This window comes from Sulfurospirillum sp. (assembly GCF_036802865.1).
In the GTDB taxonomy this organism is placed as follows: domain Bacteria; phylum Campylobacterota; class Campylobacteria; order Campylobacterales; family Sulfurospirillaceae; genus Sulfurospirillum.
In genome coordinates this window covers 170,202-193,828 of sequence record NZ_DAIRVK010000004.1, presented here as the reverse complement: position 1 = coordinate 193,828, position 23,627 = coordinate 170,202, and the positions used below count along the sequence as shown (strand labels likewise).

Annotated in this window: 25 protein-coding genes; 12 read left to right on the top strand and 13 right to left on the bottom strand. The window is 37.9% G+C overall.

The window, feature by feature from the left end; all coding sequences use genetic code 11:
• Window positions 1–2 precede the first annotated feature (2 nt).
• The 8 genes from V7Q04_RS10180 to folE all read right to left on the bottom strand — a co-directional run bounded on the left by V7Q04_RS10180 (window position 3) and on the right by folE (window position 7,678).
• The gene (locus V7Q04_RS10180; RefSeq protein WP_333804950.1) at window positions 3–1,430 is read right to left on the bottom strand and encodes an SLC13 family permease; all 1,428 of its coding nucleotides are present in this window, start codon (window positions 1,428–1,430) and stop codon (window positions 3–5) included.
• A 66-nt stretch (window positions 1,431–1,496) separates the two neighbouring features.
• Window positions 1,497–2,711: a molybdopterin molybdotransferase MoeA gene (locus V7Q04_RS10175; protein WP_333804948.1), complete on the bottom strand. Its 1,215-nt coding sequence runs from the start codon at window positions 2,709–2,711 to the stop codon at window positions 1,497–1,499.
• Window positions 2,708–3,154 carry a molybdopterin synthase catalytic subunit gene (locus V7Q04_RS10170; protein WP_333804947.1) on the bottom strand — a complete coding sequence of 149 codons (447 nt, stop codon included), beginning with the start codon at window positions 3,152–3,154 and terminating at the stop codon, window positions 2,708–2,710. Before V7Q04_RS10170 ends, V7Q04_RS10175 begins: the two co-directional genes overlap by 4 nt.
• A 3-nt stretch (window positions 3,155–3,157) precedes the next feature.
• Window positions 3,158–3,379, bottom strand: a complete 222-nt coding sequence (locus V7Q04_RS10165) for a MoaD/ThiS family protein (RefSeq protein WP_333804946.1) — start codon at window positions 3,377–3,379, stop codon at window positions 3,158–3,160.
• Between the two features lie 121 nt (window positions 3,380–3,500).
• Entirely contained in the window at window positions 3,501–4,490 is a 990-nt protein-coding gene (locus V7Q04_RS10160; protein WP_333804945.1) for an iron-sulfur cluster assembly scaffold protein, read from the bottom strand.
• Between the two features lie 26 nt (window positions 4,491–4,516).
• Window positions 4,517–5,707: a NifS family cysteine desulfurase gene (locus V7Q04_RS10155; protein WP_333804944.1), complete on the bottom strand. Its 1,191-nt coding sequence runs from the start codon at window positions 5,705–5,707 to the stop codon at window positions 4,517–4,519.
• A gap of 91 nt (window positions 5,708–5,798) precedes the next feature.
• Window positions 5,799–7,103: a flagellar protein export ATPase FliI gene (gene fliI / locus V7Q04_RS10150; RefSeq protein ID WP_333804943.1), complete on the bottom strand. Its 1,305-nt coding sequence runs from the start codon at window positions 7,101–7,103 to the stop codon at window positions 5,799–5,801.
• On the bottom strand, window positions 7,103–7,678 hold the full coding sequence (folE, locus tag V7Q04_RS10145) for a GTP cyclohydrolase I FolE (RefSeq protein WP_333804942.1): 576 nt from the start codon (window positions 7,676–7,678) through the stop codon (window positions 7,103–7,105). Before folE ends, fliI begins: the two co-directional genes overlap by 1 nt.
• A 128-nt stretch (window positions 7,679–7,806) precedes the next feature.
• On the opposite strand from folE, the gene tig reads away from it, so the two are divergent.
• Genes tig through V7Q04_RS10115 form a run of 6 tightly spaced genes read left to right on the top strand, consistent with a single transcriptional unit; the run spans window position 7,807 to window position 14,102 of the window.
• Window positions 7,807–9,105, top strand: a complete 1,299-nt coding sequence (gene tig / locus V7Q04_RS10140) for a trigger factor (protein ID WP_333804941.1) — start codon at window positions 7,807–7,809, stop codon at window positions 9,103–9,105.
• Window positions 9,105–9,695, top strand: a complete 591-nt coding sequence (gene clpP / locus V7Q04_RS10135) for an ATP-dependent Clp endopeptidase proteolytic subunit ClpP (RefSeq protein ID WP_333804940.1) — start codon at window positions 9,105–9,107, stop codon at window positions 9,693–9,695. The genes tig and clpP overlap by 1 nt, the downstream gene beginning before the upstream one ends.
• Window positions 9,696–9,720: 25 nt before the next feature.
• Window positions 9,721–10,809 (top strand): diguanylate cyclase, encoded by a 1,089-nt coding sequence (locus V7Q04_RS10130; protein WP_333804939.1) that lies wholly within the window; start codon window positions 9,721–9,723, stop codon window positions 10,807–10,809.
• Complete coding sequence (def, locus tag V7Q04_RS10125) at window positions 10,806–11,321, top strand: peptide deformylase (RefSeq protein WP_333804938.1); 516 nt, start codon at window positions 10,806–10,808, stop codon at window positions 11,319–11,321. The genes V7Q04_RS10130 and def overlap by 4 nt, the downstream gene beginning before the upstream one ends.
• Before the next feature lie 2 nt (window positions 11,322–11,323).
• A complete protein-coding gene (locus V7Q04_RS10120) occupies window positions 11,324–12,301 on the top strand; it encodes a magnesium chelatase domain-containing protein (RefSeq protein ID WP_333804937.1) in 978 nt (325 codons plus the stop codon).
• Window positions 12,291–14,102: a hypothetical protein gene (locus tag V7Q04_RS10115; RefSeq protein ID WP_333804936.1), complete on the top strand. Its 1,812-nt coding sequence runs from the start codon at window positions 12,291–12,293 to the stop codon at window positions 14,100–14,102. The genes V7Q04_RS10120 and V7Q04_RS10115 overlap by 11 nt, the downstream gene beginning before the upstream one ends.
• A gap of 150 nt (window positions 14,103–14,252) precedes the next feature.
• Here the strand turns inward: V7Q04_RS10115 and V7Q04_RS10110 are convergent, their stop codons facing one another.
• Both V7Q04_RS10110 and V7Q04_RS10105 read right to left on the bottom strand, forming a co-directional pair.
• A complete protein-coding gene (locus tag V7Q04_RS10110) occupies window positions 14,253–14,444 on the bottom strand; it encodes a hypothetical protein (RefSeq protein WP_333804935.1) in 192 nt (63 codons plus the stop codon).
• Between the two features lie 174 nt (window positions 14,445–14,618).
• The gene (locus V7Q04_RS10105) at window positions 14,619–15,002 is read right to left on the bottom strand and encodes a winged helix-turn-helix transcriptional regulator (protein ID WP_333804933.1); all 384 of its coding nucleotides are present in this window, start codon (window positions 15,000–15,002) and stop codon (window positions 14,619–14,621) included.
• Window positions 15,003–15,147: 145 nt separating this feature from the next.
• Here V7Q04_RS10105 and V7Q04_RS10100 point away from each other — a divergent pair, with 145 nt between their 5' ends.
• From V7Q04_RS10100 to V7Q04_RS10085, 4 genes are all read left to right on the top strand, one after another.
• The gene (locus V7Q04_RS10100; protein WP_333804932.1) at window positions 15,148–15,813 is read left to right on the top strand and encodes a flavodoxin family protein; all 666 of its coding nucleotides are present in this window, start codon (window positions 15,148–15,150) and stop codon (window positions 15,811–15,813) included.
• Between the two features lie 24 nt (window positions 15,814–15,837).
• Window positions 15,838–16,431 carry an NAD(P)H-dependent oxidoreductase gene (locus V7Q04_RS10095; RefSeq protein WP_333804930.1) on the top strand — a complete coding sequence of 198 codons (594 nt, stop codon included), beginning with the start codon at window positions 15,838–15,840 and terminating at the stop codon, window positions 16,429–16,431.
• 66 nt (window positions 16,432–16,497) lie between these two features.
• Window positions 16,498–17,379: a radical SAM protein gene (locus tag V7Q04_RS10090; RefSeq protein WP_333804929.1), complete on the top strand. Its 882-nt coding sequence runs from the start codon at window positions 16,498–16,500 to the stop codon at window positions 17,377–17,379.
• Between the two features lie 21 nt (window positions 17,380–17,400).
• Complete coding sequence (locus V7Q04_RS10085; RefSeq protein ID WP_333804928.1) at window positions 17,401–17,685, top strand: putative quinol monooxygenase; 285 nt, start codon at window positions 17,401–17,403, stop codon at window positions 17,683–17,685.
• Window positions 17,686–17,807: 122 nt separating this feature from the next.
• On the opposite strand, the gene V7Q04_RS10080 is transcribed toward V7Q04_RS10085, so the two are convergent.
• A complete protein-coding gene (locus V7Q04_RS10080; RefSeq protein WP_333804927.1) occupies window positions 17,808–18,632 on the bottom strand; it encodes a MipA/OmpV family protein in 825 nt (274 codons plus the stop codon).
• A 260-nt stretch (window positions 18,633–18,892) separates the two neighbouring features.
• Here V7Q04_RS10080 and V7Q04_RS10075 point away from each other — a divergent pair, with 260 nt between their 5' ends.
• A complete protein-coding gene (locus V7Q04_RS10075) occupies window positions 18,893–20,239 on the top strand; it encodes a sensor histidine kinase (protein WP_333804925.1) in 1,347 nt (448 codons plus the stop codon).
• Complete coding sequence (locus V7Q04_RS10070) at window positions 20,236–20,883, top strand: response regulator transcription factor (protein ID WP_333804924.1); 648 nt, start codon at window positions 20,236–20,238, stop codon at window positions 20,881–20,883. The genes V7Q04_RS10075 and V7Q04_RS10070 overlap by 4 nt, the downstream gene beginning before the upstream one ends.
• 327 nt (window positions 20,884–21,210) lie before the next feature.
• Here the strand turns inward: V7Q04_RS10070 and V7Q04_RS10065 are convergent, their stop codons facing one another.
• Complete coding sequence (locus tag V7Q04_RS10065; protein WP_333804923.1) at window positions 21,211–22,140, bottom strand: DUF1848 domain-containing protein; 930 nt, start codon at window positions 22,138–22,140, stop codon at window positions 21,211–21,213.
• Between the two features lie 124 nt (window positions 22,141–22,264).
• Window positions 22,265–23,608 (bottom strand): alkyl/aryl-sulfatase, encoded by a 1,344-nt coding sequence (locus V7Q04_RS10060; protein WP_333804922.1) that lies wholly within the window; start codon window positions 23,606–23,608, stop codon window positions 22,265–22,267.
• Window positions 23,609–23,627: the final 19 nt, after the last annotated feature.

Below are 23,627 nucleotides of genomic sequence, written 5' to 3'. Positions count from 1 at the left end.
TATCAAAATAAGCCTATCCAGCTCCAATACGTATAAACCATAAGCGTACTAAATGCAGCACCAAACAGACTCATAATAGCGCCGACTTTAATCAATTCATGTGCTGTAATTTCTTCCGTTGCAAGACCGATGATGTTGGGAAGATTGGAGACAGGAAGTAAATACTGATGTAACATATTCATACTCACCAAAATAGCAAATGCGCTGACTTGCATCGCAGCATTAGCAGGAAGTGTGGCAACGGCAATCGCATGGGCAATCACCACAGGTGTGAGTGCTGTTGTTTTTGGACCTGCTCCGGTAAATAACACCTGAAGAGCAAGCATAAGCCAAATAAAAATCACCACTTGCAATCTTACATCTATGTTTAGAAGCGGATGAAAAAACGTACTTGCGAGCCATGCGGCAGCTCCCGTTTTAACAAGTAAAGAGCCCATTGACAAACCTGCGCCGTAAACAATGAAAATATTCCAAGGCACTTTTTTCTCAGCCTCTTTCCATGTCATCACCTGAGAAGGAACAGGAGCGATCATAGCCGCTACGGCAAGCATTGCGACAAGGGCTGTGTCGAGTCCATGAAGTTTATCGGTTGCCCAAAGAAGCAGTGTCACTAAGAAAATGACGAAAGCATAAATCTCTTTGGAACTCATTTTTCCCATATCGTTTAGTTGTTGCTTCATAATGTCACGACCCGCCGATATGTCTTTAACATCCGGTGGGAACATTTTAATAATCATGTACGTGGCAATGAGACCCATTACAAGAGCAGGAGGCATACCAATTTTAAACCATTCCATCCAACTTACGGTAATCCCTGTGGCATTTTTCAAGAGACTTACCGAGATAGGATTTGCAGCATGAGAGGTCATAATGCCCATACAATACATTGTTCCAGCAATGGTGACAATGTAAATCAACCCTTTAACTAAGGTACTTTGCCCTTTTTCCCGCCCGAAAGCCAACCCCATCGACGTAATGATCGGTAAAACCAAAAGGGTTTTAGCCGCAAGAGAAGGAATAAAAAAGGTCATCAAAAGCGTGACTAACGAGATAGCCCAATATAAATTGATGGCTGATTTACCAATTTTGCTAACGATGATTAGAGCGAGTCTTTTTGAAAGTCCACTGTCGCCCATACACGCTGCCATAATCATACCCAACACCACAATCCAAACACCCGTTGAAGAGTATCCAATCAATGCTTCGCCGATTTTACCTGCGCCAAAAAGAACCAAAAAAGTAATAATTAAAAAACCACTTTGCGCATCATCAAGGGCTTGTGTGATCCAGACAATAATGGCAAATATACCAACACCCAAAGCCACTTTTCCTTTAAAATTTAACCCTGCCATTTCAGGCGTAAGATAAATCATGGAAAGCATAGCAACCAAGGCAAGAATAATAAAAAATATTTTCTTTGTGTTGAACATATCAACCTCCTGCGCGGATTTTAACATTTACATGGGGAAACTTGATTTATCGGTATTGCCGGATTTTTACAAATCCAGCAATACCACCTCAACCATCTCGCCTTTTTCGATTTTTTGGACATCTTTTTCAACGCGTAAAAGAACAGGATTGTCTAAGAGATTATTTAGGATGGCGCTACTGCCTTCTTTTTTGCCTTCCAAGTCAACGATGAGTTGTCCTTCGCAAAAGCGAAGATTACACGCGGTAAATTCTACAAATTTGGAGCGTTTTTTATAGAGTTCACCCATAAACGCTTTAATGCTAGGAAGTGCAAACGTTTGTGCTCGTAACTTGCGTAAAAGTGGTGCAATAAATAAAAACGTACACACCGAAGCGCTGTACGGGAAGCCTGGGAGTGCATAGATGTATTTGTGTCCTGTTTTAACAACACGGATGTGACGCCCTGGTTTCATGTAGGAGCCATCGATAATATTTTCAATTTTCATGTCGGTGAGAATGCTCTGCAAAAAGTCAAAGTCACCAACACTACCGCCACCCGTGGTGATGACGATGTCACTCCACATCAGCGCTTGTCTGAGTTGCTGTTCGATTAAGTCACGATCATCTTTGATGAGTTTAAAACGCATACATTCACAGCCCAATTGGCGTAAAATGGCTTCAACGGTGACGTGGTTGGAACTGCGTATTTGGGCATTCGAAATTTTTGGCTCACCAAAGTCTAAAATTTCGTTGCCTGTGGAGAGAATGGCAACACGAGGCTTCATAAAGACTTCGACTTGAACCATACTCACCTCTGCCATCACACCAATTTCGGCAAAACCGATCTTCGTGCCTTTTTTGATGAGTATTTCACCCGCTTTATAGTTCTCTCCCACAGGACGAACGGCAAAGCCTTTGGAAACTGCTGAAGTGATGTGAATTTTTCCCTCTTTCACGTCAACATTCTCAATGGGAATCAGCGTATCGCTACCTTCACTCATTAGCGTACCTGTAAAGGTTTTCACACACTCACCTTTATGTACGACACCATGTGTTTCAGTCCCTGCAGGGATAAAATCGCTAATGATAAGAGAGCCTAATTGCTGGTCTTCAAAACGAATGGCATAGCCATCCATTGAAGAAGTGGTATGGGTTGGATTGTTTTCCAAAGCTATGATGTCAACAGCCAAAAAGCGCCCAAGGGCGTCACCAATGAAAATATTTTCAATGCCAATTTCTGTTTTTATAGAGTTTTCAAGGGCTTCGAGGGTTTCATTAAACGGAAGGAAAGTCTTGCTCATGCATCTGCCTTTAAGAGCCCTGATCCACTCAGTACGTGCGAACGCTCTTTGGCATAGACACGTTTGCCATCCATGAGGTCATACTTCCAAATAGGAGCATTGGCTTTGAAATCTTCAACAAAATCGTTAATCATTTTTAGGGCTACTTTACGTTTTGGAGAAACAACAGCGGCAATATAACTTGAAGTGTGATTGAGGACATCACCACGAGAATGCGCCATAAGAAGATAGGCGTTTTGCTCTCTGGCTTTTTCTTGCCACGCGTTAAACCAGCTATTTAAGATAGGCTCATAAATGTCAAAACTAAGCCCATCAATGCCATCTTCATCACGAACGATACCCACAAAAGGAATAAATGCACCATAATTTTTGTCACAAACATGGTCATACCACGAAGCTAAAATCGTGTTGACCGCTAAAGGTCCATCGTGCAATTCAAGCATAAATCAACCTCCGCAAACAGGGGGGAGAAGTGAGATTTTATCCTCTTTAGAAATAGGCATATTAAGTTCACATACCAACGTGTCATTCACAGCGACAGCGCAAATAGCGAGCCAATCTTGAAGCTCTTGATCTTCTTGGAAAAATGATTTGAGTTCTTGTAAATTTGAGATATCTACTTCAATGCTTGGGCGTCCGAGTGGTCCCAAAAATTCGACTTTTGCCACGAATGTTCCTTATGAGATATAAGATTGAGCCATCAGAAAACTTCTGCCGCGCATAAAGCTAGCATTAGTCTTCCAGTGGCTCATAACGTCTTTTGGGCTTTACTCAAAAGACATTATTAAATCAGATAGGTAATATTCGTATATTTTTACTTAATTTCTCTTGTAGAACTGCTTCAATCGCGTAAAGCGTGCCTGTAGAGCTACTTGCACAACCACTACATGCGCCAAGATAACGAATGTAAACATCAATCATGCCATCACTGCCATCTTTAATGTCTAGAATTTCCAAGTTACCGCCATCCATAACAAGCATAGGACGAATGTTTTCATCGATAATTGCTTCAATCTCTTTGAGTTTTTTAACAACAGTCAACTCTTCAAAACTAACCGTGTTACTACCATCTATTTTTGAATTAGAGATAGCCAGTAAATGGTCATGTTCCATCTCAGCTCTGGTATCACGTAAAATATCCACAAGATAATACTCTCGTGCTTCATGACCACCAGGTTTTATACAGGATTTACAAAATGCACCTGCTTTGGTGTAATTCGTAATCTCTTCAACGGTTTTGAGGTTGTTGATTTTGATGACCTCTTTAATCGTTCCAAGGCTTACACGTGCACATTCGCACACGATGATGTCATCTTCAAAACTTGCCGCATCAACACCTTTAAACGAAGCTGCTGCTGCTTTAATAACATCGTACGCCATAACAGAACAGTGCATTTTTTGAGGTGGAACAGCAGGAGTATCTGGCGTATCGCGCATTGCTTTTTCAACATCAATGTTGGTAATTTTTACCGCTTCAGAAACGGTTTTACCTTTACAAAGTTCCGCCATTGTGTCAGAACTTGCGATGGCTGTACCACAACCAAAACTTTTAAATTTTGCTTCTTTAATCACTTCTGTTGCTTCATCAACGATCCAGTAAAGTCTTACCGCATCGCCACAGCTCTCAGCACCAAAATCAGCGATAATGAGCTTTCCACCCTCACGTTTTGCATCTTCTTCTGTCAATTCACCCATATTTTGTGGATGGTTCATCAAATCTTGTACTTTTTGGCTGTATTCCTCCCAGATGGAGCCGCCAATTAAACTATTTTTTGCCATTTTTTTATCCTCTATTCATTATTAAATTATAATTTACTTACGTGCCATTCTGGCGCATATGCGTAGGTACTTGAAATTGCACGAAGTCTCACAACCGCTTTTTGAATCACTTCAATCGCAAAATCAATCTCAGCTTCTGTTGTAAAACGTGAAAGTGAAAGACGAAGTGCAGTGTGTGCCAAGTCGGCTTCTGCACCAATGGCTTCCATAACAGGGTTAGACTCTAATGCTTCACTTGCACAGGCACTTCCTGTACTAGCGCCTATCCCACTTTGGTTAAGATCCCAAAGCATCGCTTCACCTTCAATTCCTTTTACACTGACTAAAATTGTATTTGGAACTCTTTGTTCTTTTGTTCCGACTACCATCATTTCAGGAATTTGTAAAAGCGCATCTTCCAATTTATCGCGTAAACGTCTGACATTGTTTTTTTCAAAATCAAGTGCTTCAACGGCAAGCTCCATTGCTTTACCCATACCTACAATACCAGCAACATTAAGCGTTCCGCTACGGCGTCCACCCATGTGTTCACCACCGTGAAAGAAAGGTGATAATTGTTGACCACCACGAATATAAAGACCACCAATGCCCTTTGGACCATGGAATTTATGCGCAGAGAAGCTTAAAAAGTCAACATTGGCTTTTTTAACATCAACAGGAATTTTACCCACAGCTTGAACAGCATCGGTATGAAATAAAACACCTCTTTCTTTACAAATTGCACCAATTTCTTCGATTGGGAAAATCATACCTGTTTCGTTGTTTGCCCACATAATGGAGACCAGTGCTGTTTTATCCGTAATGGCATTTTTCAGATCTTCCACATTGATAACACCATCGGTATTGACAGGAAGGTACGTTACTTTAACACCAAGACCTTCTAAAAATTTACACGAAGCGCCAACAGCAGGGTGTTCGACTTCACTGGTAATAATATGATCTTTATCACCGTTTAAAATATAGTCATTATAAATACTTTTAATGACCCAGTTATTGCTCTCAGTCGCACAGGAAGTAATGACAATGTCATCGTCATCGCTTGCATTGATACCAGCATAAAGCTGATCCATCGCAGCTCTTAGTGCTGGATGACTTTCACTGCCAAATTGATGTAAAGAATTTGGATTACCGTACATTTGACAAAAGTAGGGTTCCATCTCAGCAAAAACTTTAGGATCAACTATGGTTGTTGCGTTATTATCTAAATAGACTCTCATCGTCTTATTGCTCCATTCTATATAGGATAAACTTTATCCTAATTAATTTTTGAATACTATTACTTTCTAGTTTAAAAAATACTAAAGAAATTTAGGCAATGATCTGTTTTAACTCAGCAACCGTTGCTTCAAATTCAAAAACTTCATCGGGATCTTGCTGTAAAAAGCCATTCATCTTCTCTTTTTTACTAATAGCGATATCCAACTCTTTATCGTTACCTTTTTCATACGCACCGATACGAATGAGAACCTCATTCTCTTTTAAAATAGAGTTTAAGCGTTTAAAACGCATGGCAGCTTTTTTATGCTCACCCTCAATAACATCTCCCATAACCCTTGACGCACTGTTTTGAATACTAATCGGAGGGTAAATACCATAGTCTGTAAGCTCGCGACTTAGAACAATGTGACCATCCAAAATACTTCTGGATTGATCGGCAATCGGATCACTCAGATCATCCCCTTCAACAAGTACGGTAAAGAACGCGGTAATAGAGCCTTTGCCCTCTTCTTTTCCCGCACGCTCCATGAGCTGTGGTAAAAGTGCCAAAACAGAAGGTGGATAGCCTTTTGATGTTGGAGGCTCACCCAAAGCTAACCCAATCTCGCGCTGTGCCATCGCAAAACGTGTGACGGAATCCATCATAAACAGAACATCTCTACCTGTATTTTTAAAGTACTCCGCAATACTCATGGCACTAAATGCCCCGTATTTTCGCATCAAAGGCGAATCATCGCTGGTTGCAACAACAATGACTGTGTTGTCAAGATTGCCACCCAAGTTTTTTTCAATAAACTCAGGGACCTCACGACCACGCTCACCAATAAGAGCAACCACTTTAATCGGTGCTTCTGATCCACGAACAATCATACCCATGAGGGTTGATTTACCAACACCACTTCCTGCGAAGATGCCCATTTTCTGGCCTTTTCCGCAGGTTAAAAGTCCATCAATAGTCTTGACACCTACACGAAATGGCTCATTGATAAGTCCTCTTTTCATCGGATCCAAAGGCGCTCTCATAATCGGTGCCATAGATGATGCACCTATCGTTCCTTTGCCATCTTTGGGGCGAATAAATGGATCAACCACGCGTCCTAAAAGTTCTTCCCCCACAGGGATCATCATGCCTTGCTCACTGATAAAAACTTTATCGCCTATCTTAAAGCCTTCGATAAAACCAAACGGTGAGATAAAAAAAGCATTCCGATCTACTTCTGTAATCATACCAAGTTCACTTTTATGACCATCGAGTGAGATCATTTTGACAATATCACCAATGCTAGGTCGTAGCCCACACGCCTCGATGGTTGTAGAGCTAATTTTGGTGATGGTGCCAAACATAGGAGAGAGGCTTTTACCGTGAAGTTTTTTTCTGAGGCGCTCGAGTGGCATTAGTAGCGATTAGCCTGAGGTGCGTTGATGATGTCAAAAAACTCTTTTCGTGTATCTGCCTTTAAAAAAAGCCCACGAAGCGAAGATGTGGTGGTGTTTGAATGTGTTTTTTCAACACCTCGCATTTCCATGCACATGTGACGCGCTTGGATAACCACACCCACACCTTTGGGAGCGATAACATCATCAATCGCTTTGGCAATTTGTTCGGTCAGTTGTTCTTGTATTTGAAGGCGACGTGCAAAAATATCAACCATACGAGGAATTTTAGAAAGTCCAACGACTTTCCCGTTCGGAATGTAAGCAACATGAGCGCGCCCAATAATCGGTAAAAGGTGATGTTCGCACATCGAATAAAATTCTATATCTTTAATCAGTACCATTTGATTATTGTCACTCTCAAAAAGTGCTTCACCTAGCACTTCATTAGGACTTTGGTGATAGCCTTGTGTCATATGCTCATAGGCTTTAAAAACGCGTGTTGGTGTCTTTAAAAGCCCTTCACGCCCAGTATTTTCACCAATAATTTCAAGCATCGTTTTGACGGCTTGTTCAAACTCTTCTCTTCGTTGCATTGTGATTCACTTCTGTTAAAATTAAGACGAGATATTTTATCTCTATTTTGCTTTTTAATGGATAAAAAGCGACTTAAAAGCAATTTTTTGGTATATTTGAGCAAAATTTTATATCGAAAAGGGATTTTATGCAAATTAAAGTTAACCGTACAAATAGTGCTAATGCTGCAGTTGAGGCAACCATTTCACCTGCACTTTTACAAAAAAAAGAAGAGAAGATGGTTGCATCGGCTTCTTCAAATATGAAAGTTGATGGTTTTAGAAAAGGAAAAGTACCTGCACATATCGTTAAAGCACGCTACGGCAAACAACTCAAAGAAGATGCACAAACTGAAGCACTTAGAGAGCTTTACACAAAAGCATTAGCTGAACTCAATATCAAAGCAGACCTCGTTGTCGGTGAGCCTAGTTTCTCAAAATTTGAAGAGAAAGATGGTGGTTTAGAGCTTGTTATGAAACTTTCATTCAAACCAACTATTATTATCGAAGGCTACAAAGAGTGTGTACCTGAATACAAAGCACCAAAAGTGGCTAAAAAAGAGATTTCTGAGAGACTTGAGAAAACTTTGTCATTGGTTGCAGATCTTAAAACCGTTGAAGAAAAACGCGCTGTTAAATCTGGCGACTTTGTTGTGATCGATTTTGAAGGCTTTTTAGAAGATGTTGCTTTTGAAGGCGGTAAAGCAGAAGGCTATACGCTTGAAATCGGAAGTAACTCATTTATTCCAGGATTTGAAGATGGCATTATTGGTATGAAAGTAAGCAATAAAGCGAAAGAGATCGCTGTTACATTCCCAGAAACATATGGTAATAAAGATCTTGCAGGAAAACCAACCACCTTTAAAGTAACCCTAAAAGAGATTAAAGTTAAAGACATCCCTGAAACACCAAGCGAAGAGATGATCAAAAAACTTCTTCCAGGTGTTGAAAACCCAACACTAGAGACGCTTGAAGGTCAAATTGAAGACGAAATTCGTAATGAAAAATTAGCAAAACTTTTCAATGACGAAGTTAAACCTAAATTTGTTGAAAACGTTTTAGAAAAAATTGCCTTTGATCTTCCAGAAAACATCGTTGACCAAGAGATTGACCTTCAAATGAGAAGTGTTTTTGGAAAACTCAGTGAAGATGAAATCAAAGAATTTGCAGGAAATCCTGATAAAATTAAAGAAAAAAGAGAAGAGTTTAGAGCAGAATCAGAAAAAAGTGTTAAACTCACATTTATTGTTGATGAATTAGCAAAACAAGAGAGCATCAATGTAAGTGACCAAGAAGTCCTTCAAATGATCTACTTTGAAGCAATGCAACAAGGTGCAAACCCTAAAGAATACCTAGAGTTCTATGAGAAACAAGGCGTTCTTCCAGCGATTAAAATGTCTATTATCGAAGAGAGACTCTTCACAAAGCTTTTTACTAAAGGTAAATAATGAGCTATTACGTTCCTGTCGTTATTGAAAAAACGGGTCGCGGTGAGAGAAGTTACGATATCTACTCTCGCCTTTTAAAAGATCGTATCATTATGCTCAGCGGTGAGATCAATGATGTTGTTGCTTCTTCGATTGTAGCACAGCTACTGTTCCTTGAAGCGGAAGATCCTGAAAAAGATATCTATCTTTATATTAACTCTCCTGGTGGCGTTATTACCAGTGGTTTTAGTATTTACGATACTATGAACTATATTAAACCAGATATTAGTACCATCTGTATTGGTCAAGCAGCATCGATGGGAGCATTTTTACTTAGTGCTGGTACCAAAGGTAAACGTTACGCTCTTCCTAATGCACGTATTATGATTCACCAACCATTGGGCGGTGCACAAGGACAAGCAACCGATATTGAAATTCAGGCGAAAGAAATTTTACGTATGAAACAAGTACTCAATGAAATTTTGGCAAAAAACTGTTCACAGAAACTTCCAAAAATCATCAAAGATACAGAACGTGATTTTTTCATGAGTGCTGAAGAGTCGTGTGAATACGGGTTAATCGATAAAGTACTCGATAAAAGTTTTAAATAATTTATGATAGTAAAGAAGGCAAACAATGGTTCGTTTTAATAAAGACAAAGGTGCAACGGGTGTTTATAATATCGATACTAAAGAAGATGTGATCGAACAAACCCCGCCACCATCTCCAAAAGAGCCTATTGTAACCCAAGCATCTAACCAAGAGCTTGAAAAATTTGCCGCATTGGTACTTAAGGTGTTGGGAGATGAGAACATCCCTCCCACACCTACCAATTTTCAAATCTATTTCGACAAGCTTTTAGAAAGCAAACCTACTGCTTTTAAAAAGCGTATCAATGACTTTTTAGAGCTTGAAAATACCAACAATGATGAAAATCATGCACGCATTGAGCGTGAAGTCAAAGAGGGTTTTGCGCAGATTAAAAATATCATGCAAGTCGTCTCTACTGTTTACCGTAACCTTAATGTGATGCAAGAGATTGTTAAAAAGCGTTCTGCTCAGCTAGAAACTAACTCAAATCCACTATCTATTCAAAATATTATCTCTTCCCTCAGCGAAGACCTTAACAAAATGTTTGGCCTCACAACCAAACAAATTGATCTTTTAAAAGAGTATTATCAAAAAACAACAACTATTTTGCAAGAGGTCGATAACCAATCTATTTTTGATGTCAAGTATGGCGTTTATAACCGTCGGTACCTGATAAAATCCCTTCAAGATGAAATTAAACTCATTAAAAACTATGCGCATCCAAGCTCTTTGGTCTTGGCACGCGTTAAAGAAGATACATTAGAAAAAATTGTCAATAAAAAAGATAAAGATATTGTTGTTCGTAACATTGCCAAATTACTTCTAAAAACTTCTCGAAGAAGTGATGTTGTTGCTCATTTTGGTGATGGTATTTTTGCAATGATTCTGAAACATACAGATATTGTAGGTGCTAAAAAAGCATGTGACCGTATCAGCGAACTTGTCTACCAAACTAGCTTTTTTGTTGGAACGGGCGAAGTTGAAACCGATATTGAACTCACCATTGTAGCACTCGATCCCGATCATAATTCCGAAGAATTTCTTGCAGCAACCCTTGAAGAGTTGCCTCATACTGGCAAAAAATATGTTCCATACATCGTTTGTACGCCTTCCCTACCAAGCGAGGAACTATGATTAGAGAGGTATTAGTTTATCCCAATAAGCTTCTACGCGAAACGTCTAAAGATGTTATGCATTTTGATGCGTACCTGCATACTCTTTTGCAAGATATGTTCGATACGATGGTTCATAGTGAAGGCATTGGGCTTGCTGCTGTTCAAATTGGTGAGCCTTTAAATGTAGTCATTATTAACCTTGTCGATGATGAAGGTTGCCAAAAAAATGAAAACCTCTACGAAATAATCAATCCGGTTATTCTTGAAAAAGATGGCGTCACTATTTATCAAGAGGGCTGTTTGAGCGTTCCTGGGTACTATGATGAAGTAGAACGCGCTGCACATATCAAAGTTGCTTATTTTGATCGAGAGGGTAACCGACATGAAGAAGAATTTACTGATCTGATGGCTATCGCGGTACAACACGAAATGGATCATCTGAAAGGTCGTCTATTTATCGAAAAACTCTCTTACCTAAAACGTAAAAAATTTGAAAAAGAGTGGAAAAAAAAGCAAAAAGCAGGTAAATAACCGTGGAAGAAGCTATTGCCCTTTCTAAGGTTAAACATGCCAAATGTGCAACATTATATGGCAACAAAGCCTATGAAGTCAATGTAGAATCCACACTTGTTCGAGCGCTTCCTGGCTTTAGCATTGTAGGGATGGCCGATCAATCTATCCAAGAGTCTCGTGAGAGAATAAAATCGGCCCTTTCAAGTATTAACTTCCAATTCCCCGCTCAAAAAATCACTATAAACCTCTCTCCTTCTGATCTTAAAAAAGAAGGCAGCCACTTTGATCTTGGTATTGCGTTACTTATTGCTATTCAAAAAGAGCGCTTTACCTGTAATGATTTTTTCATTTTTGGAGAATTAGGGCTTGATGGTAAAATCAAGAAAACAAACACCATGTTTCCCATCATTCTATCATTGGCTTCGTACGTTAAAAACCTTCGTGTCTTAGTACCCAGCGAGCTTCTTTCCAAAGTGCAACAAATCCCAAATATCGAAGTATATGGGGTTGAAACACTGCATGATGCCCTGCTTTTTTTTAAAGAAAAACGTTTTAATACAGAAGTAGCAACTCCAAAACAAAATTTTTGTGAAAATTGCTTAGAAATTGAAGCCAAAAATTATTTTTACACTACTCATTTTCCGCTTGATTTTGGCGATGTACTAGGGCAACAAAGAGCTAAGCGAGCTATGCTCATTGCAGCAGCGGGTATGCACAACCTTTTGATGGAAGGAAGTCCTGGATGTGGCAAAAGCATGAGTATTAAACGCCTTCGCTACATTTTACCGCCTCAAAGCATCGAAGAGATACTCGAATCCAATGCCTACCAATCGCTCCAAGAAGAAGACGTTGAACTAAGCCCCCTAAGACCTTTTAGGTCGCCTCATCACACCTCATCTCGCCCTTCTATCTTTGGCGGGGGTTGTCATTTCCAATTAAAAGTACTACATTCCAACAAAATATGCTACAAAAACAAAGAGCTCTCTTATGGAAGCTAACCATCCTATTTCTTCATTTCCAAAAGATAATATTAAACGAGTTATTTGGTGGTATGGTCCTATTATAGAAAATACTCAAAATTTATCTTTACCTTTGGTAAAAATTGCTGCGAAACAAATTTTAGAAGATGGTAAAACACTTTCTGATGTCAATGATATTCTTTATGCTACCGTTGCCGAATTAGACCAAACTAGACTAGGTACAATATGGAAAGGACAGAATTCAACATCTGCAATTTGGAAAAACCATAAGTACTTTTCATATAATAAGCAATTCGATTTTGTGTTCTCAGACCAAAGATTACAACCTACATCAGTGACATTAGACCATAAAATTCCCGATAAAACTTATTGGCATATTTCAAAATTCAAATATGATATAGGTAAATTTCCAGAAAACTCAAATGATTTTGTTGCTTTCTGCAAATCTCGCCTAACTAAAATTATCTCAACAAATGATATAACTGTCTATATCCCTTCTTTGGAATTTCTAACCAGTGCAATTGCTCCAGGACATAAGCAAATTCGTACGAAATTAATTTTAGACACTATTGATGTAGCCATAGAAAAGTATATCAAAAGTGCTTTTATAAATGAATCAGGCGACTATGAGATTGAACTCAATGAAGGTAAAACAGACGAAAATATTATTCTTCTTAGCTACCTAAAATTAAATCAAACTTCTCGAAGCAGACTAAGCCATGTGTGGGCCTCAATTCAACAAGACCATTCTAAAGGGTATATGAATCCTGTTGTACTACCATATCATCCGACTAACTTAACATTGGTAGGAGATGGAGTGTGGATTGATAACTCAACGTTTCTCATGTTGCGAATTAATCAAGCATCATTACCAATAGACCATAAAATTATTTCAGAAGATATTAAATACGACATTAAGCCGAAAAAAGAAACTGTACAATATATCCCTCGTCCCCATGAGTTATCAGAAGACAATGAAGATGATGGTCAAGACATCACGCACAAACATAATCCACATACAACTACCGGTTTTGTTCGTGCATATTCACAAGTTGAAACAATTGGTACCCCACCTACTATTATAGAACACAATAAAATTATTGAAATAGAAAGCCCCTCTTATGAAAAAGGAGAGTCTGACAAAAATCCTCTTCATTTGTCATCGGGAGAAACCAATAATCAAAAAGATTCTGAAGAAACCGCTCAAATAAAACAAGCACACATAGAGCATAATCAACCTACACAATTCCAAGGTTTCAAAGCTATTGAAGATGCGTTAGCTTTACTTACGAAAAATGATGAAGATCTTGTATCGGGATTCTCATATATCACCTTAGAAGGAATAGAGTCAAGTTTTCCTGAATACTGTAGCATCAAATCAAGTCAATTGTTACAAAAATCTGTATTGAATAGATGGCATATTCTAAAGAAGATCAAAGGGATCAACGGAGAGAAAAAAACGATACTTCGCAAATTTTTAATTATTCACATTTATTTGAAAGATAATAGCAGTGCTTATCTTCTTGAAATACAAGAAAAAAACAATGAAGGCTTTTCTAGGCTTTTTTTCAATACTCCTGATAAAATGCTTTCTCCAACAATTATCTTAGATTTATTGTGTACTATAGTATCCAATAAAGGGAACTATTCAAAATACGTTAAAAAAGACACAAGTAAGCCAAAACAAAAAGGTAAATTAACAAAACTTCCCTTACCTGTTCAACCTAGTATTACTTATAAACATTTTGCGACTATTCCAACAGATAAGCAACTGCGAAACGCTATACAAAAAGCCATTCAAAAACACGTTTTTTATTAAAGTAGGTAACTACTATTTTTCATCTAAATGATAAGAATTTGTACAAAACTTATCATTTTACCTCTTTTTTTGATATAAAAAGATAAAAATCATCAAAAAGTTATATTTTGATAGTGGCAATTTAACTCAAGCAATAATGGATGAAAGCCATTATTGCATAAATGACAACCAATACGCTAATGATAAACTAGCAATGCCAGAATGAATTAACTCTGTGGTAAAGTGTATCGGATTATTGTTGCTTTTTTCTATTCTCATAGCCCCAATAAATTTCATACAAATAATCACGACAAGTGTCAATAGACTAAAAAGTGCGATAAAGCGTACAATAAAATCTATCATTTGCTATCCTTTTGTATTATTTTTTAGTGATTTCACTAAATAAATTGTTTAGCTCAATAGCTGTTTAGTAAAATCACTAAACAGTGAATTATAGTAACAGAGACTACAATATACATAGCAATGGCTCGAGTATAATAGATATTGGCCAAAATTAGTCAATACGAATTTTAATATCTATTTATCAATCTTTGAGGAAAATTTTGGTTCACATACAACACCATCCTTGAGTGTCCCATGCTCTTGAACGTAATCGATGCCCCAATCAAACATTTCATTTAAAATAGGCCGTAATTTTTCCCCAATAGGGGTCAGTGCATATACTACTTTAGGAGGAATCTCAGGAAATATTTGTCTAGAGATAAGATGCTTCTCTTCCAGCTCTCTCAGTTTAGATGTTAATGTTTTTTGTGTAATTTCACCCACACTCTCAAAAAGATCTTTGTAGCGCTTTTCGCCCTCTAAAAGATGCCATATGATACACAATTTCCATCGATCATTGAAAATATCTTGTGCAATAGTGATTGCACAGGTGTACTCTTTGTTATTTACAACATACATTTGTGGCCTTTTTTTCATAACTCTAATTATTTTGGTTTATAGTATAGCACAAATAGAGATTAATATATCCTTACGATATTTTTGTATCGTAAGGATATATTAAGAGTGTTGCGATTATAATTTTCGAAAAATATCGAGGGAAATTATGAAAGTTCTTTTAGTCAATGGAAGTTCCAATAAAAAAGGCAGTACTTTTAATGCCCTTAGTATGGTTGAAAAATCGTTGAAAACTGAAGGAATTGAGAGTGAGGTTATTCAAGTAGGTAATACACCAATTCGAGATTGTAGTGGCTGCATGGGATGTTATACTCAAACGCCTGGTCTGTGCGTTTTTAAAGATGACATGATTAATGACATTATTTATAAGGCAGAAAAGAGCGATGGGTTTATTTTTGGCTCACCTGTTTATTATGCCCATCCAACAGGAAGAATATTATCGTTACTTGATAGGCTTTTTTTTGCAGGTCGCCACGCATTTGCTTATAAGCCAGGTAGTGCAGTCGTTGTTGCTCGACGTTCTGGTACAACCTCCAGTTTTGATGTTCTAAATAAGTATTTCACAATCAATAATATGCCTATTGTTTCTAGTCAATATTGGAATAATATTTATGCAAAACACCCTGAAGATTTAGAATATGATTTAGAAGGACAACAAACACTCAGCTTATTAGGGAAAAATATGGCATGGCTTCTTAAGTGTATTGAAATAGGCAAAAATAATGGCGTCAATATTCCTCAAAACGAATCACGAATTTTCACGAATTTTATCAATCACAATAAAGACGCTAATCCCAGCGTACGCGCTCATTAAAAAAATTACTTTTAAAGGATTAATATGAAAAATGTTTTAATTATCAATGGTCATCAACGCTATCCAGCTATTGCTGAGGGCAACTTAACACGATTTTATATCGAACAGGCTACAGAGTTTTTCCAATCGAATGGATTTAGTGTTCAACACAGCGTGGTAGAGAGTGATTACTCTATTCAAGACGAAGTAGATAAATTTGCATGGGCAGACATTATTTTGTTTCAATATCCGGTGTACTGGATGAGCGTTCCATGGCTTGCAAAAAAATATATGGATGAGATTTTCTCAATGGGACAAGGCAGTGTAACCTATATAAATGATGGTCGTACGCGTAGTGATGCAACTAAACATTATGGTAGTGGAGGTTTGATGCAAGCTAAAGAGTATATGCTCTCTTTAACCTACAATTGTCCAGCATCTGAATTTAATGATAAAGAGGGATTTTTTGAAGGTATGACACTGGATGAAACACATGTCGCTGTACATAAGACATTTCAGTTTTGTGGTGCACAACCTTTACCAACCTTTTCTGTTCACGATATCTTTAAAGGTGATTTAGACCTTGAATCAGAGAAACAACGCTTCCTCAAACATCTTCAAAACACATTTTTAAATTAATAACTGTGATGTCTTATCATGATGATAGGACATCCCTCTTCGCATTCAAATAAGGAGTACATCTCTATGCATTTTTCTAGTGGTATCAATCGACCACCTTATGAGGCAGATTCTGCTTTTTTACAAGTAACTTCAGGCTGTAGCACACACAATCAGTGTGCATTTTGTACCTTTTATCAGGAGAGTCATTTTAAAACATCCTCAATGGAGGAAATTCTTAGTGACTTAAACGAACTGAGAAGTTATCGTATTGCTCCTAAACGAATCTTTTTGCAAGGTGCTGATCCATTTGTGCTCAGTTACGACAAATTGATGAAAATTGCCGAACAGATCAAGTCGTATCTTCCCTCAGTTGAGTCCATTGGTGGGTATGCGCGCATTAATAATATGGCCAATAAAACCGTATCACAGTTGAAAGATCTGCGTGATATTGGATACAGCAATCCCTATTTTGGGATTGAGTCTGGGGATGATGTGATTTTGGAGCGTATGGGTAAAGGATACTCTTCATCACTGGTTCTTGAACAGTGTTTAAAAATGGATGAAGCAGGATTTCTCTATGTTGCCAATTTTCTCAATGGATTGGGTGGTCATGGATATGGTTTTAAACATGCTCATGATTCAGCCAAAATTCTTAATCAGCTAAAGCCAACATTGGTCTATGCTTCCTCCTTGACGCTTATGCCAGGCTCTTTACTCTTTGAGCAAGCTAAAACTGGGGATTACGAAGAGGCAACAGAGATTGAAAAACTTGAAGAGATGAAAGAATTTATCAACACCTTGACTATTCCGACAATATTTCAAGCGGTACATTCTTCTATTGCTGTTCCATTATCAGGGAGTATTCCAAATGATAAAGAAAAAATGATTCAAGTTCTTCAAAATGTTATCAATACTGTAGAAGAAAGTCAACTGAGGCGATTTCGCCAAAGTGTCAAAAGTTTATAAAAATATCACAAAGGAGGACCAATGGCTTTAAAAATCATTGCAACCATACAAATAAAACAAGATCATATAGAAATGATTAAACAAGAAGCATTAAAATTAATTGTGCCAACACGCAAAGAAGTAGGCTGTTTGGAGTATTTTCTCCTACAAAACAGTGAACAAGAAGATGTGTTGATTATGATTGAAACTTGGGAAAATGAAGATGCTTTAGCGATTCATTTTGCAACACCCCATTTAAAACAGTTTGCTCAAGCACTTGAGGGTGTTGCGACACTTTCAATTACAAAAGCTCATTTAATTGCCTAATACAATGAGATAGAAGACTTCCGTGTAAGTCTTCTATCGTGACTATAAAATAAAAAGCATTACTCTTAATATCTTTGGTAGAAGTTCTCTACTTTATAGTGGAAAACGTAGTTATTCTCAGGTTAAAATTTATAACTGAGTGTAGCCATTGTAGCTGTGTTCAAATCTTTTTTTGTGAGTGGACTATCCGCGGCATCATCTAACAATTTATCTGCTGTAAGTATAACTTTTGCTTCCCAACTTTTAGTTATTGAATAGAATGTAGCGATCGAAACTCCAGCAGATTTAATTCCTGATTTTGCCTCATATGGGGTATATCCTGAACGCATTGATTGTACTGGAGAAACGCCAAAATAACTTTGCATATGCTCTTCATCCGCCCATGTATTACCCGCAGCAACCTTTAGCTTAAGCTTTTCTGTCAGTGCGAATACCTTGCCTATTTCTAATTTTGCCGTTGTGCCATATTCTTTATCTCCCTTTGAGATTTTGCCTGAAAGTTTCATAGGACCATAATCATATTCTCCAAGAAGATTGACTACTATTCCCGTATCAATATCGCCCATACCTCGTAGATTTTCTCTATCATCCTTTTCTTTTCTACCAAAAGAGGGGCTTATTGAAGCACCGATTTTATAGTTTTCTCCGTAAATAGGATAGCTTCCAATCCCATTCCAATTTGCAAAAATCAAACCGTCTTTATACCGAGCTGAGATATCAGGGATAAATACAGCATGGTAATTGTCCGAACCTTCATATTTTGCTCTATACATCACGCCACCACCAAGTGCAAAAGCCCAGTTTTCCTCTGCAAATAGTGCAGAAGTAGCCTGATTTGTCTGTATAGGCTCAGGACGGCTTGGAATGCTTGTACCAAAGGCATTGATGGTTAACATTGTAAGTATAGCCAGACTCTTTAATGAGATTGAACGTGAATTGTATGGCATAGTATAGCTCCTTTTAAGTGTGATTTACATACTTGGAAATATAGCTGATTATTATATTTTGCACATCGGTCTAAAGTATGAGATACAACCAATAATGATGCATCAGACTTTAGACTGATGTATTTTTTTGAAAATTATTTTATAATGAAGATATGAAAAATTTATTCAACTATTATCTGACTTTTATGAATCGTTTGTGGTGTCAGCTTGCGATAAGCTACGCGTTGCTTTCTTTTTTTGCCATAATCTTAATTGCTATAATGCTAAACAGCATAAACAATTACACTAATTTTCATACTACTATTACGCTTGAAAATATTGAAAAGATAATAGACAGTGAAGAGCTTATTGTTACACAAGCAATCCTTGATACAAATAACGTCGAATGGTTGAACAAAGCGCGCAATAATATCCGTGAAAAATTGATAAACTTGGAGCAGGGTAGCGGTTCTTCAATTTATCGTATTACGAGCTCTAGTTCTCCTGAAGTTTATATCGAGATTATCGATAAAAATGGTTCTCTCGTATTGTCGGATTTTGATAATTTTTCAAACAAAATATCACCTTATCTTAGTAAAATAAAAAGTCAGTACGCAGTAAAAAACAGTGTTCAATGGCTAGCAAAAGATGGACTTATATTAGCGGATAAGGAACTACTCATAAAGCATGACAATGAAGAACTCGTTGGACATTTACGCATTGTGTATATTGCAGAGTTTGATCCATGGATACAGTTTAAAAGTGTCATGGTTTTTCTGTTTCACATATGGGGTAAGGTTTTATTGCTTTCGGTGCCGATAGGTATTGTATGTGGACTCATTGCATCTCGTTATGTAACGAAGCAATTACAAAAAATGAATGAAATTACTGAAAGTTGGCGGCAAGGTAACTTTAAAAAGAAAATTTCTCTGCCAAATGATGATGTCCTGATGCGGCATAGTGAACACCTTAATAACATGGCACGAGATTTGGAGATGTATCTGAATTTGAAACAAAATCTTGCCATAAGTGATGAGCGAAATCGTCTGGCGCGTGAACTTCATGATACGGTAAAACAGAAGCTCTTTGCTTTGGGTTTACAATTGGCAACCATCAAAACCAAGCCTGTGGCAATGAAATTTGCTGGCGAACATATTTTAGAGGCGGAAGCTATCACGCGTGAAGCACAGCATGATCTCATGGAAATTATCACGCAACTGCACCCCACAGAAGGCAATAACACTTCATTTTCTGAACGTATCGTTATGATTGCCGAAGATTTCAAGCGCCGTTTCGGCATAAGCATAGAACTAAAGTATGCTGAACTTCTTCAATGCAATGCATATATAGAGCATCATATTTTACGCATTGTTCAAGAATCACTCATCAATGCAGTGCGCCATGGTAAGGCATCTAAGATCGTGATTGCATGTGCAAGACACGACGATACTATTACTCTTACAATCACTGATAACGGAGTAGGCTTTATGACTAAGCAAAAAACAGGAGGACTTGGGCTTATTTCCATGCACGAACGCATACAAGAACTTCCAGATGGAACACTTGACATTCAAAGTACCGTAGGTGTGGGAACTCAAATCACACTTTCATGGAGAAATGAATCATGACTGAAAAAATCACACTTATTCTTGCTGATGACCATGCCATGGTGCGCAAAGGGCTAACGGCCTTTCTTTCCACCGCTGAGGATATTCAAGTGATGGCCGTTGTGGAATCTGGTATGGAAGCGGTGAGTGCTGCGATGCACTATGCTCCTGATGTTGTATTGCTTGACCTATTTATGCCAGATAAACCAGCCGTTGAAACAATACGGCAGATTAAAAAAGTGAGCCCTCGTAGCCAGATTATCATGGTAACTTCACACGAAGGCGATGAATATGTGGTGCCAACAACACAAGCAGGAGCTATTTCGTATATACTCAAAGATACAACGCCTGAAGACCTTATTCGTGCCGTGCGAAAAGCAGCACGAGGAGAAAGTGTCATAAGTCCGCGTGTCGCTAAAGCACTGGAAAAAGTTGTCTCAATAAATATGGAAGATGAACAGTTCCATGAGGATTTAACAAGTCGCGAAATGGAAGTGTTGCATTATATTGCAGAAGGATTGTCAAATATGGATATTGCAACGCGTCTTAATATCTCAGAAAAAACTGTAAAATCACATGTCAGCAATATTTTAAGCAAACTCTATTTAACAGACCGAACCAAAGTTGCTGTGTATGCGTGGCGTCAGGGGCTTGTAAAGAAATAAGACAGACTCTATCTTACTCCTTTACAAAACATCACTCTTAATCATCCAATAACTCTTTAGCATAAGCAAAGTAATAATGACGCCCATTTACACTGATTTCTTTGTGCGCTAATAGGATAAGACCTATGGCATTAAAAATTATCGCAACACTTTGTATTCATAATAAGGCTGACATCAAAACCATACATTTATTCTTATCGAAACATGGGAGAGTGAAGAGGCACTTGAACACCATTTAGCATGCCTTATTTACAACATGTTGTTAAAGTCCTCGAAAATACAGCGACCCTATCCATTACCAAAGCAACGCTTATCGTATAAGCTTTTTCAATCAAACAGACGAGCTTGCCTACTTTTATAACTCATTTGGGAAACCTCTTGCAGCGTATCGGTAGGTAAGAGCTCGCCTAATAAGAGCGGTGATGCAGGATTGTGAAGTTTGACATTATTTCTGACTGCGTTGAGTGATGTATTGGCATAACAATAAACACATCCGTGTAAACACGAATTATACATGCCAATATCATTTTCAAGCACGCATGAACACCCTTTTCTGGAAGTAGATTTTTTAGGAATACTCATGGCCTGCCCAATGGCTTTTTCAATCACACTTTGTGTCATGCACCCCGAACAATCAACCCCATATAATGTGAGTTCTTTTCCTTCCACACATGTTTTAAGAGACATATCGTATTTTTGAGCAATTTTAAAAAAAGCTTGCGCCAATTGGATACGTTCGTTTTTATGCACCATAGAGATAGCTAAACCACTGGAGATATGCTTGGCATAAAGATCAATAAAACTAATAACACATGTATGTGTATATCCTGCCAAAGAAGACGCTATGGCATCAAACCGTTTTATATGATGTTCAACCGTATAGACGTCATTGATAAAAATAGGATCATAACGCCAAATCACCTTGTGTGAGCCTAGGCTTTTTGAAAGAGACTGAAAGCTTGCAATCACATCATGAACAGATGGCACATATGGTTCTATCTCTTTGCCATAAGGAGTAATACTCACAAACCAAAATTGACCAAAAGGTTCTAGTTGATGAAGCTTTGGGAGCATGGGCGCAGGATTTTTCGTACAAAAAGTCAGACAGTCAACACTGTGTGGATGCAAGAGATATTTTTTTACCAAGGATGGATTGTAGGTATTGCGTACATAAACAAAACCCTCTTCAATTCTGCGGTAAAACCATTGACTGAAAAAAGCGGGAATATCTGTTTTGGTTCCTGTATTGATGATCATAGACTAAGATCCTTATCCACTAAACTCGTGATGCTAAACACGGTGGGGCATTGCCCCACTTCTAAGATACGATGCCATGTAGCATTTTTATTTAATTCTATAAGATCATCTCCATAAGACTGCTTTATTCTGATAAAAGTTCTTTAGCATACGCAAAATAATAGTGACGACTATTGGCGCTGGTCTCTTTTTGAGCTAAGGAAATCAACCCTTGTGCTTTATACCTTTTTATGGTTTGATTGGTAGTGTCAATAGCTAATAAAAGATCAGCAAGTTCAATGGCCCATTGCGAATCTTGGCGGCTTAAGGCATCAATCATTGCTTTTTGGACAGTTTCAGATCCACCCATCAAGGCTATAGTTTTTTGCGCATGATCTTTTGGTGGGAGTGGATGTATGTTTGTTGGGTTTCCATCAAACCAGCCCACATAACCACTAAAGATACCTCTTACCGTCCATTCAACTGTTCCATAATATTCTCCAAGATAAGGCAATTTTGCAAAATGCTCAGGTAATTTGACTTTTTCAACAATACCATCAACACTCATATCTTGATTGATGTATTTTAGTGTTTCTTGTAAAACATATTCAAGAGCATCATGGTAATTTGTCAATACTTCTGTGACCTCTTTATTGCCCATCAGTGGTTTTGTATGACCTGGGAGAACATAGGTTGCATTGAATGAGAGCATTTTTTCTAATGTCTCAATCCATGCATTGACATCACGGTATTGACCACCACGAATAGGTGCAATATTTGGCCAACATCCATAATAGTTATCACCACTCAAAAGAACTTTAGATTCTGGTAACCAAATTAATAGATGATCATCAGTTTCTCCTGAGGCACTATTAAATTCAAACGTAATTCCATCAATAACACGTGTTGTTTGACGTTCTTTAAGAAGTGTTGTTGGAGGAACAAAACGTTGTATATCACCATTTTTTTGAGTAATTCCCTCTCTGATGCCAATACCTTGAGAAACAGCCTCTTCATCGGTTAACTGATATCCATGCTGACGAATACTGCGTAGATCAAACACATCTTTTAAGATATTTGTTTTTCCTAATAGTGGTTTAATGGGAGCTGCTGCGATAATCTCAGGCTTAGTATTCATAAACGCACCTGCTCCTCCACGATGATCAGGATGCCCATGGGTATATATAATTGTTTTAATTGGCTTATTGGTATAGGTTGCAATGATTTTTTTGAGTTGCTCGGCACGTGTTGTTGAATCCAGTGTATCAATAACAATAACCGATGTATCACCAATAATAAAACTTGCATTACTGTGTGCATATCCCATCACATGATAGACTTTATTGGGGATAACCTCTGTTACTTGCTTTGGATAAGCTGTCGATGAAAACGCTTTTAGTTGTTGTTCATCGGCAGCTTTGATCGATTCGGATGCCGCAAACAGACTAGTCGCCATAATGACTAACGTACATAAGAGAGTATATTTCATATTTTTTCCTTTTAGAAAT